17 protein-coding genes are annotated in these 13,657 nt (G+C 70.6%); 5 read left to right on the top strand and 12 right to left on the bottom strand.

The window, feature by feature from the left end; all coding sequences use genetic code 11:
• The first annotated feature begins 46 nt into the window (after positions 1-46).
• Genes LPA41_RS02235 through LPA41_RS02215 form a run of 5 tightly spaced genes read left to right on the top strand, consistent with a single transcriptional unit; the run spans position 47 to position 5,661 of the window.
• The gene (locus LPA41_RS02235) at positions 47-1,054 is read left to right on the top strand and encodes a LacI family DNA-binding transcriptional regulator (RefSeq protein ID WP_229067888.1); all 1,008 of its coding nucleotides are present in this window, start codon (positions 47-49) and stop codon (positions 1,052-1,054) included.
• Complete coding sequence (locus LPA41_RS02230) at positions 1,047-2,645, top strand: FAD-dependent oxidoreductase (RefSeq protein ID WP_229067887.1); 1,599 nt, start codon at positions 1,047-1,049, stop codon at positions 2,643-2,645. The genes LPA41_RS02235 and LPA41_RS02230 overlap by 8 nt, the downstream gene beginning before the upstream one ends.
• A 14-nt stretch (positions 2,646-2,659) precedes the next feature.
• Positions 2,660-3,901 carry an ABC transporter substrate-binding protein gene (locus LPA41_RS02225; protein ID WP_229067886.1) on the top strand — a complete coding sequence of 414 codons (1,242 nt, stop codon included), beginning with the start codon at positions 2,660-2,662 and terminating at the stop codon, positions 3,899-3,901.
• A gap of 4 nt (positions 3,902-3,905) precedes the next feature.
• Positions 3,906-4,847, top strand: a complete 942-nt coding sequence (locus LPA41_RS02220; RefSeq protein WP_229067885.1) for a carbohydrate ABC transporter permease — start codon at positions 3,906-3,908, stop codon at positions 4,845-4,847.
• Positions 4,837-5,661, top strand: a complete 825-nt coding sequence (locus tag LPA41_RS02215) for a carbohydrate ABC transporter permease (protein WP_229067884.1) — start codon at positions 4,837-4,839, stop codon at positions 5,659-5,661. Before LPA41_RS02220 ends, LPA41_RS02215 begins: the two co-directional genes overlap by 11 nt.
• 9 nt (positions 5,662-5,670) lie before the next feature.
• Here the strand turns inward: LPA41_RS02215 and LPA41_RS02210 are convergent, their stop codons facing one another.
• The 12 genes from LPA41_RS02210 to mtfM form a co-directional block, all read right to left on the bottom strand.
• On the bottom strand, positions 5,671-6,471 hold the full coding sequence (locus LPA41_RS02210) for an EI24 domain-containing protein (protein WP_229067883.1): 801 nt from the start codon (positions 6,469-6,471) through the stop codon (positions 5,671-5,673).
• A gap of 46 nt (positions 6,472-6,517) precedes the next feature.
• Complete coding sequence (locus LPA41_RS02205) at positions 6,518-6,991, bottom strand: hypothetical protein (RefSeq protein ID WP_229067882.1); 474 nt, start codon at positions 6,989-6,991, stop codon at positions 6,518-6,520.
• Between the two features lie 313 nt (positions 6,992-7,304).
• The gene (locus LPA41_RS02200) at positions 7,305-8,192 is read right to left on the bottom strand and encodes an alpha/beta fold hydrolase (protein WP_229067881.1); all 888 of its coding nucleotides are present in this window, start codon (positions 8,190-8,192) and stop codon (positions 7,305-7,307) included.
• Positions 8,193-8,205: 13 nt separating this feature from the next.
• Complete coding sequence (locus tag LPA41_RS02195) at positions 8,206-8,520, bottom strand: DUF2516 family protein (protein WP_229067880.1); 315 nt, start codon at positions 8,518-8,520, stop codon at positions 8,206-8,208.
• 66 nt (positions 8,521-8,586) lie between these two features.
• Positions 8,587-9,063 carry a hypothetical protein gene (locus tag LPA41_RS02190; RefSeq protein ID WP_229067879.1) on the bottom strand — a complete coding sequence of 159 codons (477 nt, stop codon included), beginning with the start codon at positions 9,061-9,063 and terminating at the stop codon, positions 8,587-8,589.
• The gene (locus tag LPA41_RS02185) at positions 9,060-9,518 is read right to left on the bottom strand and encodes a helix-turn-helix domain-containing protein (RefSeq protein WP_229067878.1); all 459 of its coding nucleotides are present in this window, start codon (positions 9,516-9,518) and stop codon (positions 9,060-9,062) included. Before LPA41_RS02185 ends, LPA41_RS02190 begins: the two co-directional genes overlap by 4 nt.
• Positions 9,519-9,598: 80 nt before the next feature.
• Complete coding sequence (locus LPA41_RS02180; RefSeq protein ID WP_229067877.1) at positions 9,599-10,519, bottom strand: asparaginase; 921 nt, start codon at positions 10,517-10,519, stop codon at positions 9,599-9,601.
• Positions 10,516-11,349, bottom strand: a complete 834-nt coding sequence (locus LPA41_RS02175; RefSeq protein ID WP_229067876.1) for a 3-keto-5-aminohexanoate cleavage protein — start codon at positions 11,347-11,349, stop codon at positions 10,516-10,518. The genes LPA41_RS02180 and LPA41_RS02175 overlap by 4 nt, the downstream gene beginning before the upstream one ends.
• Positions 11,350-11,378: 29 nt before the next feature.
• Positions 11,379-12,407, bottom strand: coding sequence for a folate-binding protein YgfZ (locus LPA41_RS02170; protein ID WP_229068107.1), 1,029 nt, complete (start codon positions 12,405-12,407; stop codon positions 11,379-11,381).
• 8 nt (positions 12,408-12,415) lie between these two features.
• Positions 12,416-12,814, bottom strand: a complete 399-nt coding sequence (locus LPA41_RS02165; protein WP_229068105.1) for a Fur family transcriptional regulator — start codon at positions 12,812-12,814, stop codon at positions 12,416-12,418.
• 137 nt (positions 12,815-12,951) lie between these two features.
• Positions 12,952-13,551 carry an FABP family protein gene (locus tag LPA41_RS02160; RefSeq protein WP_229067875.1) on the bottom strand — a complete coding sequence of 200 codons (600 nt, stop codon included), beginning with the start codon at positions 13,549-13,551 and terminating at the stop codon, positions 12,952-12,954.
• Positions 13,548-13,652: a small membrane protein MtfM gene (mtfM, locus tag LPA41_RS42410; protein WP_041830316.1), complete on the bottom strand. Its 105-nt coding sequence runs from the start codon at positions 13,650-13,652 to the stop codon at positions 13,548-13,550. The genes LPA41_RS02160 and mtfM overlap by 4 nt, the downstream gene beginning before the upstream one ends.
• Positions 13,653-13,657: the final 5 nt, after the last annotated feature.

The raw sequence follows: 13,657 nt of genomic DNA, 5'->3' as shown, positions 1-13,657 counted from the left end.
GCGGCGTAACAGAGGGGACCTCTCCGTGCCATCAGGTAACCGGCGGGTGACGCAGCAGGACATCGCCCGCATGACCGGCGTCAGCCAGGCCACCGTCTCGATCGTGCTCAACGAGCGCGACGACGCGGCCGTCCGCATCGCGCCGGAAACCCGGGAGCGGGTGCTGGCGGCCATCCGCCGCACCGGCTACGTGGCCGACCCGATCGCCCGCCGCCTGGCCGCCCAGCGCAACCGGTTCCTCGGCGTCTTCACCTACGAGCCGGTCTTCCCGGCCGGCCTGGGCGACTTCTACCACCCGTTCCTCGTCGGCATCGAGGAGTGCGCCGAACGCATCGGCTGCGACCTGCTGCTGTTCACCAGCGCACCGGTCGTCGATGGCCGGCGGCGCATCTTCGACCGCGACAACCGGCTGCGGCTGGCGGACGGCTGCATCCTGCTCGGCCGATGGCTCGACCCGGAGGAGCTGGCCCGGCTGATCGCGGAGGGGCAGCCCTTCGTCAGCGTCGGCCGGCGCGACGACGCTGGTGGGCCGGTGCCGTACGTCGGCGCCGACTACCCGGCCGCCACCGCCGCCCAGGTGCGGCGGGTGGCGGAGCTCGGGCACCGGCGGGTGGCGTACGTGGGTGAGGGCGCCGGAGCCGAGTCGCACGCCGACCGGCTGCGAGGTTTCACCGGTGCGGTCGCGGAGGCCGGGATCACCGGGGTGCACGTGCGGATCGCCGGCTCGTCGCCGGGTCAGGTCCTCGATCAACTGGAAGAACAGGGGTGTACGGCCATTTTCGTCGAGGAATTCGCGGACGGGGCACTGCTGGCCGAGGAGGCCGGTCGCCGTTCGCTGCGCGTACCAGATGATCTCTCTTTTGTGGCCCTGGGTGATCCCACCCGGCCGGCCGCCACGGACCTGGACTTCACCGGGTTCCGCATCCCCCGCCGTGAGATGGGCTGGCAGGCGGTGGAGGTGCTCTCCACGATCCTCGACGGCGGCGAGCCGGAGCAGCGCCTGCTGCCCTGCGCCCCGGTGCCCGGCGCGACCCTGGCGGCCGCCCGTGCGTGAGTTGCATGCCGACGTCCTCGTGGTGGGTGGCGGCCTCGGCGGGGTGGCCGCGGCCCTCGCCGCACTGCGCGCCGGACGAACCGTCCTGCTGACCGAGGAGTACGCCTGGCTGGGCGGCCAGCTGACCAGTCAGGCCGTGCCGCCGGACGAGCACAGCTGGGTCGAGCAGTTCGGGGTGACCGCCAGTTACCGGGCGCTGCGCGACGGGATCCGCGAGCACTATCGCGCCCACTACCCGCTCACCGATCGCGCCCGCCGCACCCGCGACCTCAACCCGGGCGCCGGGCACGTCAGCCGGCTCTGCCACGAGCCGCGCGTGGCGGTCGCCGTGATCGAGTCGATGCTCGCCCCCTACCGCGGTGCGGGCCGGCTCACCGTTCTGCAGCCGGCCGTGCCGGTGTCCGCCGAGACCGACGGCGACCGCGTCACCGCGGTCACCGTCCGGTACGCCGGTGATGACGTGGTGCTCACCGCGCCCTACGTCCTGGACGCCACCGAGACCGGTGAACTGCTGCCGATGACCGGCACCGAGTACGTGACGGGCGCCGAGTCCCGCGACGAGACCGGCGAGCCGAGCGCGGCCGACACCGGCGACCCGGCCAACATGCAGGCCCTGTCGGTGTGCTTCGCGATCGACCACGTCGACGGTGACCACACCGTCGACCGGCCGGCCCGCTACGACTTCTGGCGCGAGTACCAGCCGCCGTTCTGGGGCGCGCGCATGCTGTCCTGGCAGACACCGAACCCGCGGACCCTGCAGACCTCGACCCGGTCGTTCACGCCGAACCCGGACGACGACCCGTGGCTGGTCCAGGCCGACCAGCGGGTCAACCCGGGCGACGGCAACCTGTGGACGTTCCGGCGCATCGCCGCCCGGCGCAACTTCGCCGACGGGTTCTACCCCAGCGACATCTGCCTGGTGAACTGGCCGATGATCGACTACTTCGAGCAGCCCTATGTGGACGCCGCCGACCCCGGGGCCGTCGAGCGGGCGGCCCGGGAACTGTCGCACTCGGTGCTCTACTGGCTGCAGACCGAGGCGCCCCGGCCGGACGGCGGCACCGGGTGGCGCGGGCTGCGACTGCGCGGCGACGTCACCGGCAGTGCCGACGGGCTCGCGATGGCGCCGTACGTCCGGGAGTCCCGGCGGATCCGCGCCGAGTACACGGTCGTCGAGCAGGACCTGTCGCTGCAGGTGCGCGGCGACAAGGGCGCGGTGTCCTACCACGACTCGGTGGGCGTCGGGATGTACCGCATCGACCTGCACCCCTCCACCGGCGGCGACAACTACATCGACGTCGCCTCCTGCCCGTTCGAGATCCCGCTCGGTGCGCTGATCCCGCGGCGGATGGAGAACCTGCTGCCGGCCGGCAAGAACATCGGCACCACCCACGTCACCAACGGTTCGTACCGGCTGCACCCGGTGGAGTGGAACGCCGGTGAGGTGGCCGGGGCGCTCGCCGCCTTCTGCCTCGCCCGTTCCGTGTCGCCCCGGGCGGTCCGCAACACCCCCGAACTGCTCGTCGAGTTCCAGGGCCGGCTCAGCACCGACGGTGTCGAGCTGCGCTGGCCGGACGTCAGCGGTTACTGAAGAGAGGAACCGACATGCGAAAAATAGCTGCGACAGCCCTGCTCTGCACCCTGACCGCCGGCCTGGCCGCCTGCGGTGGCGGGCAGGCCGAGGCCGACGGCCCGATCACCCTGCGGATGACCACGTGGTCGGCGAACCCGGCGCACGTGCAGCTCTTCGACTCCATCGCCGCCGAGTACAAGCAGAGCCACCCCGACGTGACAGTCACCTTCGAGGCCCTGCCGCTGGAGAACTACACCACCACCGTCACCACCCAGATCGCCGGTGGGAACGCGCCCGACATGGCCTGGATCCTCGAGTCGGCGGCACCGGACTTCGTCAGCTCCGGCGCGCTCGCCCCGCTCGACGACGCCGTCGAGGAGGCGGCCGACCTGGCGCCGTCCGCCACGGCGCTGTGGAAGCAGGACGGCAAGCTGATGGCGTACCCGTTCTCGACCTCGCCGTTCGGTGTCTTCGTCAACACGGACCTGCTGAAGCAGGCCGGGCAGAGCCTGCCCGCCGGTAACGGATGGACCTGGGACAACGTGGTGAAGGTCGCCGGCGCGACCGCCGCGAAGACCGGCAAGCAGGGCGTCGTGGTCCGCGACTTCGATTACAAGGACTGGACCTACCTCGCCACCGTCTTCCAGGGCTGGGGGGCGCGGGCCTGGAGCGAGGACGGCAAGACCTGCGGCTTCGACCAGAAGCCGATGGTCGACGCGATGACCTTCCTGCACCAGGGCATCTTCACCGGCAAGGCGTTCCCGGCGCCCGGCGTGGCAGCCGACTTCTTCGCCGGCGAGTCCGCGATGACCATCGCCCAGATCTCCCGGGCGTCGCTGCTCAAGGACGCCAAGTTCGGCTGGGACCTGGTTCCGCTGCCGGCCGGGCCCGCCGGTGACTACTCGGTGATCGGGCAGGGCGGACTGGGCGTGCTGCGCAAGAGCGAGAACGCCGCGGCGGCGAGCGAGTTCGTCAAGTTCTTCACCAGCCCGGCCAACTCGGCGAAGCTGGCCCAGTTCTTCCCGCCGCCGCGCACGTCGCAGCTCACCGCGGAGACGCTCGGCAAGGCGAACCCGCTGCTGAAGCCGGAACAGCTCCAGGACGTCGTGGTGGACGGCATCGCGAACGGCGTGGTCAAGCCCAGCCACACCGGCAGCGCCGAGATCACGCAGGCGGTCCGGGCCGCCCTCGACCCGCTCTGGAAGCCCGGCGCCGACGTGCCGGGTGTCCTGCGCGGCGTCTGCACGGCGATCAGCCCGCTCCTGGCGAAGTGACGCGATGACAGTGGTCATGGACCGGGTCGACGAGACCCGGTCCACCCCACCCGCGCCCCGGCCGTTCTGGACCACCCGGCGCCGTGACCGGCTCACCGGGTACCTCTTCATCACCCCGGCGCTGCTCGGCTCCATCGCGTTCGTCTTCGCGCCGCTCGTGCTCGTCGTCTGGTACAGCCTGCACGAATGGAACGTCCTCGCCGACACGTTCGACTTCGCCGGCGCCGAGAACTACCGCAAACTGGCCGAGGACCCGAACGTGCCGGCCGTGCTGCGGGCCACCGCACTGTTCTCGGTCGGTCTGGTCGTACTCAATCTGGCCCTGGCCCTGCTCCTGGCCGTGCTGCTCAACCAGAAACTGCGCGGCACCACGTTCTTCCGGGTCCTGTTCTTCTCACCGGTCGTGGTGTCCCTGCTGGCCTGGACCATCGTCTGGGGCTTCCTGCTGCAGGACAACGGCGGCGTCAACGGGCTGCTCGGCCTGTTCGGCATCGACGGCCCGAACTGGCTGCGCTCCGGCGGCACCGCGATGGCCGCGGTCGTCATCGTGCAGGTCTTCAAGAACGTCGGCCTCAACATGGTGCTGTTCCTGGCCGCGCTCCAAGGTGTGCCGCAGGAGCTCTACGAGGCCGCCCGCACCGACGGCGCCGGGCCGTGGACCATCTTCCGGCGGATCACGCTGCCCCTGATCAGCCCGACCATCCTGCTCACGTCGATCATCACGGTGGTCGGCTCGTTGCAGGTGTTCGCGCAGATCAGCGTGCTCACCCAGGGTGGCCCCGGCACCTCGACCACGGTGCTCGTCTACTACCTGTACCAGCAGGCCTTCCAGTTCCACGCCTTCGGGTACGGCGCCACCCTGTCGGTCCTGCTGTTCCTCATCGTCCTGGCACTGACCGTGCTCCAGTGGCAGATGCGCAAGAGGTGGGTCTTCCATGAGCAATAAGAGAAAAGTCCTCCTGTACGGCCTGCTGCTCGTCCTCTGTGTACCTTTCGTCTTCCCGACCTGGTGGATGATCACGAGCTCGTTCAAGCCGAACGCCTCGATCTTCGCGTTCGACTTCGACCCGAGCACCTGGACGCTCGAACCGTGGCGGCAGGTGTTCACCATGCAGCCGTTCGCGCAGCAGTACTTCAACAGCGCCTACATCGCCGTCGTCGTCACCCTGGGCACCCTCGTCGTGGCCGCGCTCGCCGGTTACGCCTTCGCCCGGATCCGGTTCCCCGGCCAGAACCTGCTCTTCCTGGTCGTGCTCACCGGCCTGCTCATCCCGAGCGAAGTGACGATCGTGCCGCTGTTCCGCGTCTTCAACAGCCTCGGCCTGGTCGACACACACTGGCCGCTGATCCTCGTCCCGATGCTGGGACCGCCGAGCGTGCTGGCCACCTTCATCATGCGGCAGTTCTTCATCACGCTGCCCGGCGAGTTGGAGGAGGCGGCCCGGATGGACGGCCTCGGCCGCCCCGCCATCTTCCGCCGCATCGCGCTGCCGCTGGCCCGGCCCGCCCTCGGCGCGGTCGCGATCTTCACGTTTCTGCACAGCTGGAACCTGTACCTGGAACCGGTCGTCTACATCTCCTCGCAGACGAAGTACACGCTGCCGCAGGCACTCACCCAGTTCACCGACGCGTACCAGGGTCAACTGTGGAACGTGCAGCTCTCCGCGGCGTCGATGACGGCGATCCCGGTACTCATCGTCTTCGTGCTGGCCCAGCGCCAGTTCATCGAAGGCCTCGCACACACCGGCCTGAAAGGTTGATCCACAGCCTTACAGCGAAGCCGTGGTGGTGATCGAGGTGGGCGACCCCAGGCTCTTCCGGGCCAGCAGGGTCGCCCCCGCGATCGCCGCCGGCATCAGGAAGACCGCACCCAGCGGAATCAGGAAGACCACGAAAACCGCCGCACCGAAGCCCAGCGTCAACGGCTTCCGCCCGCGCAGCACGGCCCGGCGGTGCCGCAGCCGCTGCCCGCGACGCTGGAACGGGGCACCCGTCAACTCCAGCGCCAGCAACCAGCCACCGACCGCGCCACCCACCACCGGGACCACGGTCTGCCCGACGAACGGCACGAACCCGAGCAGGAACAGCGGAATCGCCACCAGGACCGAGATGCCGATCAGCCGCAGCGAATCCACGGCACTGCGCCGCAACGACTCCAGAACACCGACCTCGACCTCGTCCGGCACCCCGCCGAACCGGGCCTCCACCCGCTCCGAGATCTTCTCGTAGAACGGGTCCCCGATCAGCAGCGTCACCGCGGTGAACGTGACGATCCCGAGCAGCACACTCAGCCCCAGCACACCGGCGCCGGCGAAAACCCGGGCCGTGTCACGCAACCAGCCCCGCCAGCCGTCGGCGAACCAGGTCACCTGCGCCGACACATCGGGCAGGAACCGGACCAGCAGCACCAGCAACACGACGTACAGCACGCCGGAGAGCAACGCGGGCAACAACCCGATCACCAGCAGCCGCGGATTGCTCAACACCAGGCCCAGCCCGCGGCCGAGCAGCCCGGCCCCGGTGACGAACTCCCGCAGCCCCGACGCCACCCGACTCTGATCACCGCTCACGGTGCAGCAGCTTAGTTCCTGCCCCCACCGACTCACGGAGCGGATGTCAGGACCCGCTCGCGACCCCGGACGGATGCGCGGTGGGCGACGGCGACGGCGAGACGTCCGGCTCCGACTCCGTCGGCGACGGACTCGGCGGGTCGGTGATCTGCGTCGGCGTCGGCACCGGCGGGTCGGTGAGAAGCGGCGGCAGGCCGGTGGGAACGAGCGGCGGTGGTACGGAGGTGACGACCGTAACGGTCATCGTCGCCACCGGCCGCACCGACGGGGAAGATCCCGGCACCGAGACGGGAGGCATCGCCGAAACCGTCGCCCGAGGCGGCCGTCCGGTATAGCCGTCCTGCACGTCCCGATCCGGCACACCGGTCGTCGGCGCCGCGCCGAGTCCACCGACACCGCCGAGTCCACCGACACCGCCGGGCACACCGGCCTCGCCGACAGTTCCGCCGGCGGTGGGCCGGGATGCCGGAGCACCGAGGGCCCACCCGGTCACCACCGCGAACGGCAGGCCCACAACCACCAGGCCAAAAAAGAGGGATTTAGGGGACAAGCGCACGTAATGAAGACGCCTGAGGACCGTCAAAAGTTACGGCTTCCGGACATCACTCCCAAAACACGCCGGCCCCGGTCGAGGTGTTGATCTGCTAGCGCTGCGAAATCGCTGTGATCATGGGGGCAAAACCGCGATTTCGCATCGCTAGCAGATCAACACCGTCGCACTGACCCTACCCAGCCGACCGCGGCCACCACGGCGGAACGCCTCCCGCCCGCTGCGCCCGGCGGCCCATCAGGCGGAAGCAGAATCCCGGCGGGGCAGCGACCCGAACGGCCGGTCAGGTGTTCAAGAAGGTGGAGATGCGGTCCCGCAGCTCCCGGCGGTTGTTCCACAGAACCGCCGGCCTGTCGAAGATCTGCAGTTCAGCGCCGGGCAGCAAGCCCGCGAGCCGCTCGGCCCAGGAGGCCGGGTGGACGTCGTCGCCCAGGCAGCCGATCACCAGGGCCTTGCCCGGAAACTCCCGCAGCAGCGCTTCGTCGGCCAAGGCCGGGCGGGTCCACAGGGATTCAAGTTCGGGGGCGAGGCCGTCGCGTTGCAGCTGTTCGACCCGCTGCCGCAGGTGGCTCCAGCCGGCCGGAGTGTTGCGGACGGCGGTGGGGATCTCGGGTTCGACGGCTTCGGCGATCACTGCGGCCTCGCGGGATTCGACGGCGGCGAGGAGGCGGCTGAAGCGGTCGGTGGCGGCGGCCGGGCGGTGGCCGTCGAGGGGTGCGGGCAGGTAGAGGACGACCCGGTCGAAGCGGGCGGGTGCGGTGGCGATCAGGCGGCACAGGGCGGCGGCGCCCATGCTGACGCCGACGGCCCGGGTGGCGCCGGACTGGTCGGCGACGGCGGACAGGTCGGCGGCGAGGTCGGCGAAGGACCACGGGCCGGGTGGGGTGTCGGAGCGGCCGTGACCGCGGAAGTGGAAGAAGACGCGGCGGCCGGTGACACCGCTGCCCAGGGGGCGGGTGCCGGAGATGTCGCCGGCGAGACCGTGGGCAAAAACGGTCACCGGGGTGCCGGTGCCGGTGGTGAGCTGCTCCACCCGTACGCCTGAGGGAAGAGTGATCAGCTCGGTCGCCGGACCCGGCAACGTGGGGCGGCCCGTCCGTGGGCCGGTCCGGTCCATGCGCTGCAGGCGCGGGCCGCCGTCCGGTGGGGGCGGCCCGAAGCGACCCCTCAACGAAGGGCCCGGGTCACCAGAAGCCCTTGCCGTCGGACAGGTCTTTCAGACCGGGACGGACGTCGAGCAGGTAGACCAGTGCGGCCGCGATCCCGATCATGCTGATGATCAGAATCGTGCCCTGGGTCAGGAACGTGATGACCAGGCAGACGCCGATGATCGCGGCCCAGGCGCCTTTCGGCAGCGTGCCGATGGCCTGGAAACCGGCGCCACGCTGGATCAGGCAGTGGATGAGCGCCACCGACTGCACGATCAGCGAGACGAGCAGCACGAGGAAATCGATGTAGAAGCGAACGTCGTCGAAGAAGATCGGCGCGGAGTAGGCCATGAGGCAAAGTCTATGCTGCGGGCCCCAGCAACGCCGGGGCCCGCAGCTTGATGTCGTGTTCTGCTGTTACTCGGCGGTCTTCGGGGTGGCCGGCTTGGCCCGCTTGCGCGGCTTCGGCGCGGCCTCGACGGCCTTGGCCTCGGCGACCGCGGCCTCGACGGCCTTCGGCTCCTCGGTGGTCTCGATGTCGGAGTTCACCACGTCGGCGGCCTCGACGACACCGGTGCCGACGACGCGCTCGCCGCGCGCCACCAGGGCGGTGTAGAGGGACACGGCCCGCTCCTGCGCGACCTGGGCGAGAGCGTTGGCGGCGGTGGCCGCGTTGTCCCGGATGGCCACGAAGTCGGTGGTGTTGGCCTTGTCACGCAGCTCGGCGGCCTTGGAGCCGGCCTGGTCGTTGTAGACCTTGAGCGAGGAGGCGGCGCGGTCGCTCAGCTCGGTCAGCACGGCGGGGAGCTTGCGGAGCTGCTGGTAGGCCAGGTCACCGGCACCGGCGGCGGCGTAGAGCGGGGCGGGGATGCGGGTCTTGGTCTGCTCGGTCACTTGGACTCCTCAGCGAGGTCGGAAGGCGTGGCGGAAGGCTGGGCGGCGGAAGGCTGGGTGGCGGAAGGCTGCGGGGCCGCGGGCTGCGCGGCTTCGGGCGCCGGGTCGGTGCGCGCGTTCTCGTTGCGGAACGTCTCGTAGATCTGCGACAGGGACTGCTTCTGCGCGATCGTGAGTTCCGGGTCGGCCGCGATGGCGGCCAGCACACCCTGCTGGCCTTCGCCGTCGAGCAGCCCGGCCCGCAGGTACATCGCGGGCGTCGACACCCGGAGCGCGCTGGCGATCTGCTGGAGCACCTCGGCGCTCGGCTTGCGGAGGCCACGCTCGATCTGACTCAGGTAGGGGTTGGAGACCCCCGCCTTGTCGGCGAGCTGCCGCAGCGAGATCTTCGCGGTCTGCCGGAGGTCACGGATGAAGGTTCCGATGTCCTCGGGCAGTTCCTTGGGTGTGGCCATGCCTCGAAGTTAGCCCGGAGTGCTAGCTGTTGCAAGCAAAGCGCTTGCTATAGCTAGCGTGAACCGAGTCACCCCGCCATTCACCAAACCGCGCGAACCTCACCCACCGGGCGGCCGCCACCGAGCACCGCCTCCGGCAGGCGCGAAACCGCCTCCGGGATCTCCAGGCCGAGACGGCGCAGGGCAGAGAGCAGCACGGGTACGCGGGCCCGCGTCGCACCGTCCGCGATCTTCAACGCCACCGCGCCGACGCCCGGCACAGCGGCCGCCGCCACGCCGTCGGCGCCCTTCTTCACCAGCAGCCCGGGCAACGCGTTCATCAGCACGGTGTCCTCGGTGCCGGTGCCGGCCACCAGTTCCGGGTGGGCCCGCATGGCGTCGGCGACCCGGCGTTCCGGGCTGCCCGGCTCGGCGTCGACGAGCCGCTGGAACGCCCGCGCCAGCCCGAGCGGGGTGATCGCGAAGATCGGCGCGCCGCAGCCGTCCACCCCGAGCGCCGCGATCGGCTCGTCGGCGAGCCGGCTCACCGCGTCGGCGAGGGCTTTCTGCAAGGGATGATCGACGTCGAGGTACGAATCCAGCGGCCACCCGTTGATCACGCAGGTGGCGAGCATGCCGGCGTGCTTGCCGGAACAGTTCATCAGGATCGGCTCGGCCACGCCACCGCCGCGCAGCCACGCGTGCCGCGGCGTCTCGCCCAGCGGCAGGTCGGCCGGGCAACGCAGCGCCGACGGGTCCAGCCCGGTCGCCGCCAGCATGGCCCGCACCCGTTCCACGTGGAACTTCTCGCCGTCGTGACTGCCACTGATCAGGGCCAGGTCGGCCTCCTCGCGCGGCACCAGCCCGGAGGTCAGCAGCCCGACGGTCTGCAGCGGCTTGTTCGAGGACCGCGGGAAGAACGGGCTCGTGACATCCCCGAAGCCGGCGCCCGTGGTGAGCGCGACAACCCCGTGGTGCACGCTCTCCACGAAACCGGAGCGGACCACCTCTGCGACGATCATGAGTCCTGCACCCCGAGCAGATCACGGGCCTGTGCCGGGGTAAGCGGCGGCCGCTGAGCCAGCTGGGCGAAACCGACAGCCCGGGCCACCAGCTGCATGTTCGACTCGACGGAACGGCCCTTCGCGTACGTCAGGGTGTCCTCCATCCCGACCCGCAGGTGACCGCCGGCCGCCAGCGACGCCAGCATCACCGGCAGGGTGCTGCGCCCGACGCCGGTCGCCGAGAACGTGGTGCCCGCCGGCAGGTCACGGATCACCTGCTCGCACGCGACAAGGGCGGCCGCCGTGCCCGGCATCCCGCCCGGGACGCCCATCACCAGGTCGACGTGGACGTGACCGCCGAACGGCAGGCCGTACTTCCCGAGCAGCCGCTGCAGGGTGGTGAGCTGTCCCAGGTCGAAGATCTCGTACTCCGGCACGATCCCGCGCTCCTGCATCCGGGTGTGCAGGTCGACGATGAACTCCCAGCGATTCAGGAACACGCCGTCGCCGAAGTTGACCGTGCCCATCGTGCAGGAGGCCATCGCCGGCTGGGCGTCGAGCACCGCGAGCCGGTCCGCCTCCGCGTCGGTGACAGCGCCACCCGAGGAGAGCTGCACGATCAGGCCGGTGGCCTCCCGCAGCGCTGCGACGGTGGCCCGCAGCCGCCCCAGGTCCAGGGTGGGCCGGGCGGCGTCGTCCCGGATGTGCACGTGGACGATCGAGGCGCCGAGCGCCTCGCACTCCTTCGCGGTCGAGACCAGCTCATCCAGGGTCACTGGCAGAGCCGGCACGTCCGCCTTGCTGCTCTCCGCGCCGGTCGGGGCGACGGTGATCAAGGTTCCGGTCATGCGGCTCATCCTGCCAGTTCCCAGGGGCGTCAGGCAGCGTCGACGGCGGCCGCCGACTCACCCACCGTGAGCTTCGCGTCGTCGGCGACGTTGCGCTTCAGCACCGCCAGGGCGATCATGCCGAGTTCGTGGTGCCGCACCGCGGTGCCGACGAAACCGACCGCACGCCCGTCCAGCTCGACCGGGGTGCCCTTCGCCGGCGGGTGGTCGGTGGCGATGCCGTCCAGGTGCAGCAGCACCAGGCGGCGCGGCGGCCGGCCCAGATGGTGGACCCGGGCCACCGTCTCCTGGCCGCGGTAACAGCCCTTGTCCAGGTGCACCCCGGCAGCCAGGAAACCGGCCTCGGCCGGGATGGTCCGGTGGTCACTCTCCCAGCCCAGTCGCGGCTGGCGGGCGGCGACACGGACAGCCTCGTACGCCCAGAGGCCCGCCCGCGGCACACCCAGCTTCTCAATGATCGCCGTCTTCTCGGCACGTGGCACCAGCAGGTCCACCCCGAGCGGCACCCGGCGGGCCAGGCCCGCTTCGAAGGCGCGTACGGCATAGAGGCTCGTCGGCTCCGCCGGCACCGACCCGGCGGCGAACTTCGGACCCGGCACCGCACCCACCCGGGGTTCCGCCAGGCCGGGCACGAGGTCGGCCGCGCCGGGCCCGACGAGCGACAGCACCGCCAGCTCGGCCGTCGCGTCGCGCGGCTCGACCCGGGTGAAGAAGCGCATCATCTCCAGGTACTTCAGCAGACCCGCCCCGGCGCCCGGCTCGGTGTCCAGCCAGGCCGTCGCACCGTCCTCGGTGATGTAGGCGTGCTGCTCGACATGCCCGTTCGGCGACAGCACCAGCAACTCACTGCCCTGGTCCTCGCGCAGGTCGGACAGGTGCTGGGTGGTGAGCGTGTGCAGCCAGCTCGCCCGTTCCTCACCGGGGACCGCGATCACGTCCCGGTTCGACCGGTCGACCAGCCCGACGGCGGTCTCCAGCAGCCGCTGCTCCCGCATCGGGTCACCGAAGTGGGCCGGCACCCCGGCGTCGGCGGAACCCGGGTCGAGGTCCTCGACCATGACGACACTCACGCGCTCTCCTCGCAGTTGCCGCACTTGCCGAACAGGGACACGTGACCCACGTCGACCCGGAAGTCACGTTCGTCGCGCAGCCGGTCGGTGACCGGCTGCATCACCGACGGGTCGACCTCGGCGATCGAGCCGCAGGCCCGGCACACCAGGTGGACGTGCTGGTCCTCGCCGGCCGCGTGATAGGTCGGCGAGCCGTGCGACAGATGGGTGTGGTTGACCAGCCCGAGCTCCTCGAGAAGCTCCAAGGTCCGGTAGACCGTGGTGATGTTGACGCCGGCCGCGCGCTCGCGGACCGCGTTGTGCACCGACTCCGGCGTGGCATGACCGAGTTCGTGCACCGCTTCCAGGATCAGCTGACGCTGCGGGGTGAGCCGCAGCCCACGCTCACGCAGCATGGCGGCTAGCGATGTGGCGGACACGTGACGAGCATAGTTCGCCGATGTCACACGTCGTGCCGCAGCGGAACGAGGCCTGGCTCACCGGCGGCGGGCCGTTGTGCACCCGCGGCCGGTGGCCGAACCGCCGTGGCCTGTCAGCCGCCGATGCGCAGCAGGCGCGCCGACATGTGCGGCTGGAGCCCGCTGCCGTCGACGGAGATCTCGTGGGCGTAGAGCAACGCACCCTCGACGACACCGAAGAGCCGGTGCCCGCCCGTCACATGCAGACCCGACGGTGTGTACGCCACCGCGTCGGTCCCCATCTCCAGCCGGGTCGTCGCGGCCTTGCCGATGTAGAGCTCGGCCACGCCGTCCGGACGGATCATGGTGGCTTCCATGTCGTCACCGGGACGGCCGTCCACGAGCACCGGCCGCCAGAAACCGGACTCGGTCAGCGCCGGCCCGATCGGCTGCGACTCGTCGTCGAGCAGCCAGGCACGCGACTCGTAGCGCAGGAACGCCCGGCCGTCGTGACTGATCCGGATCTCCTGGGCGAAGTTGTAGTCCTCCTCCTGGGGGAACCCGCCCTGCCCGCGGCCCCGCCACAACCCGACGAACGGCAGCAGACCGAGCAGGGCCGGGTTGAGGTCCGGCCCGACGCGCAGGTCATGCGTGTCCTCGTAGGGGTAGGGGTCGACCGGTGGCGCGTTCAGCCACGGCGGCGGTCCCAGCGGGTTCTCTGTCTCGCTGCTCACCAACGCCCCCTCGAAATACGAACGGCCAGATAGCCGAAACCGCCTGCCAGCGCGCCCAGAGCGGCCACCAGCAGGCTCACGAACCCGATCTCCGTAACCATGACGC

Origin of the sequence: Actinoplanes sp. DH11 (genome assembly GCF_020873875.1) — a bacterium.
Classification (GTDB): domain Bacteria; phylum Actinomycetota; class Actinomycetes; order Mycobacteriales; family Micromonosporaceae; genus Actinoplanes.
Note: the sequence above shows the minus strand (reverse complement) of the source record. Positions and strands in the feature narration are given on the sequence as shown.

Coding starts and splice junctions, on each gene's coding strand:
- LPA41_RS02175 (WP_229067876.1), bottom strand. CDS start 11,349: ATGACCGGAACCTTGATCACCGTCGCCCCGACCGGCGCGGAGAGCAGC.
- LPA41_RS02220 (WP_229067885.1), top strand. CDS start 3,906: ATGACAGTGGTCATGGACCGGGTCGACGAGACCCGGTCCACCCCACCC.
- LPA41_RS02170 (WP_229068107.1), bottom strand. CDS start 12,407: ATGGTCGAGGACCTCGACCCGGGTTCCGCCGACGCCGGGGTGCCGGCC.
- LPA41_RS02215 (WP_229067884.1), top strand. CDS start 4,837: ATGAGCAATAAGAGAAAAGTCCTCCTGTACGGCCTGCTGCTCGTCCTC.
- LPA41_RS02195 (WP_229067880.1), bottom strand. CDS start 8,520: ATGGCCTACTCCGCGCCGATCTTCTTCGACGACGTTCGCTTCTACATC.
- LPA41_RS02185 (WP_229067878.1), bottom strand. CDS start 9,518: ATGGCCACACCCAAGGAACTGCCCGAGGACATCGGAACCTTCATCCGT.
- LPA41_RS02225 (WP_229067886.1), top strand. CDS start 2,660: ATGCGAAAAATAGCTGCGACAGCCCTGCTCTGCACCCTGACCGCCGGC.
- mtfM (WP_041830316.1), bottom strand. CDS start 13,652: ATGGTTACGGAGATCGGGTTCGTGAGCCTGCTGGTGGCCGCTCTGGGC.
- LPA41_RS02165 (WP_229068105.1), bottom strand. CDS start 12,814: ATGCTGCGTGAGCGTGGGCTGCGGCTCACCCCGCAGCGTCAGCTGATC.
- LPA41_RS02180 (WP_229067877.1), bottom strand. CDS start 10,519: ATGATCGTCGCAGAGGTGGTCCGCTCCGGTTTCGTGGAGAGCGTGCAC.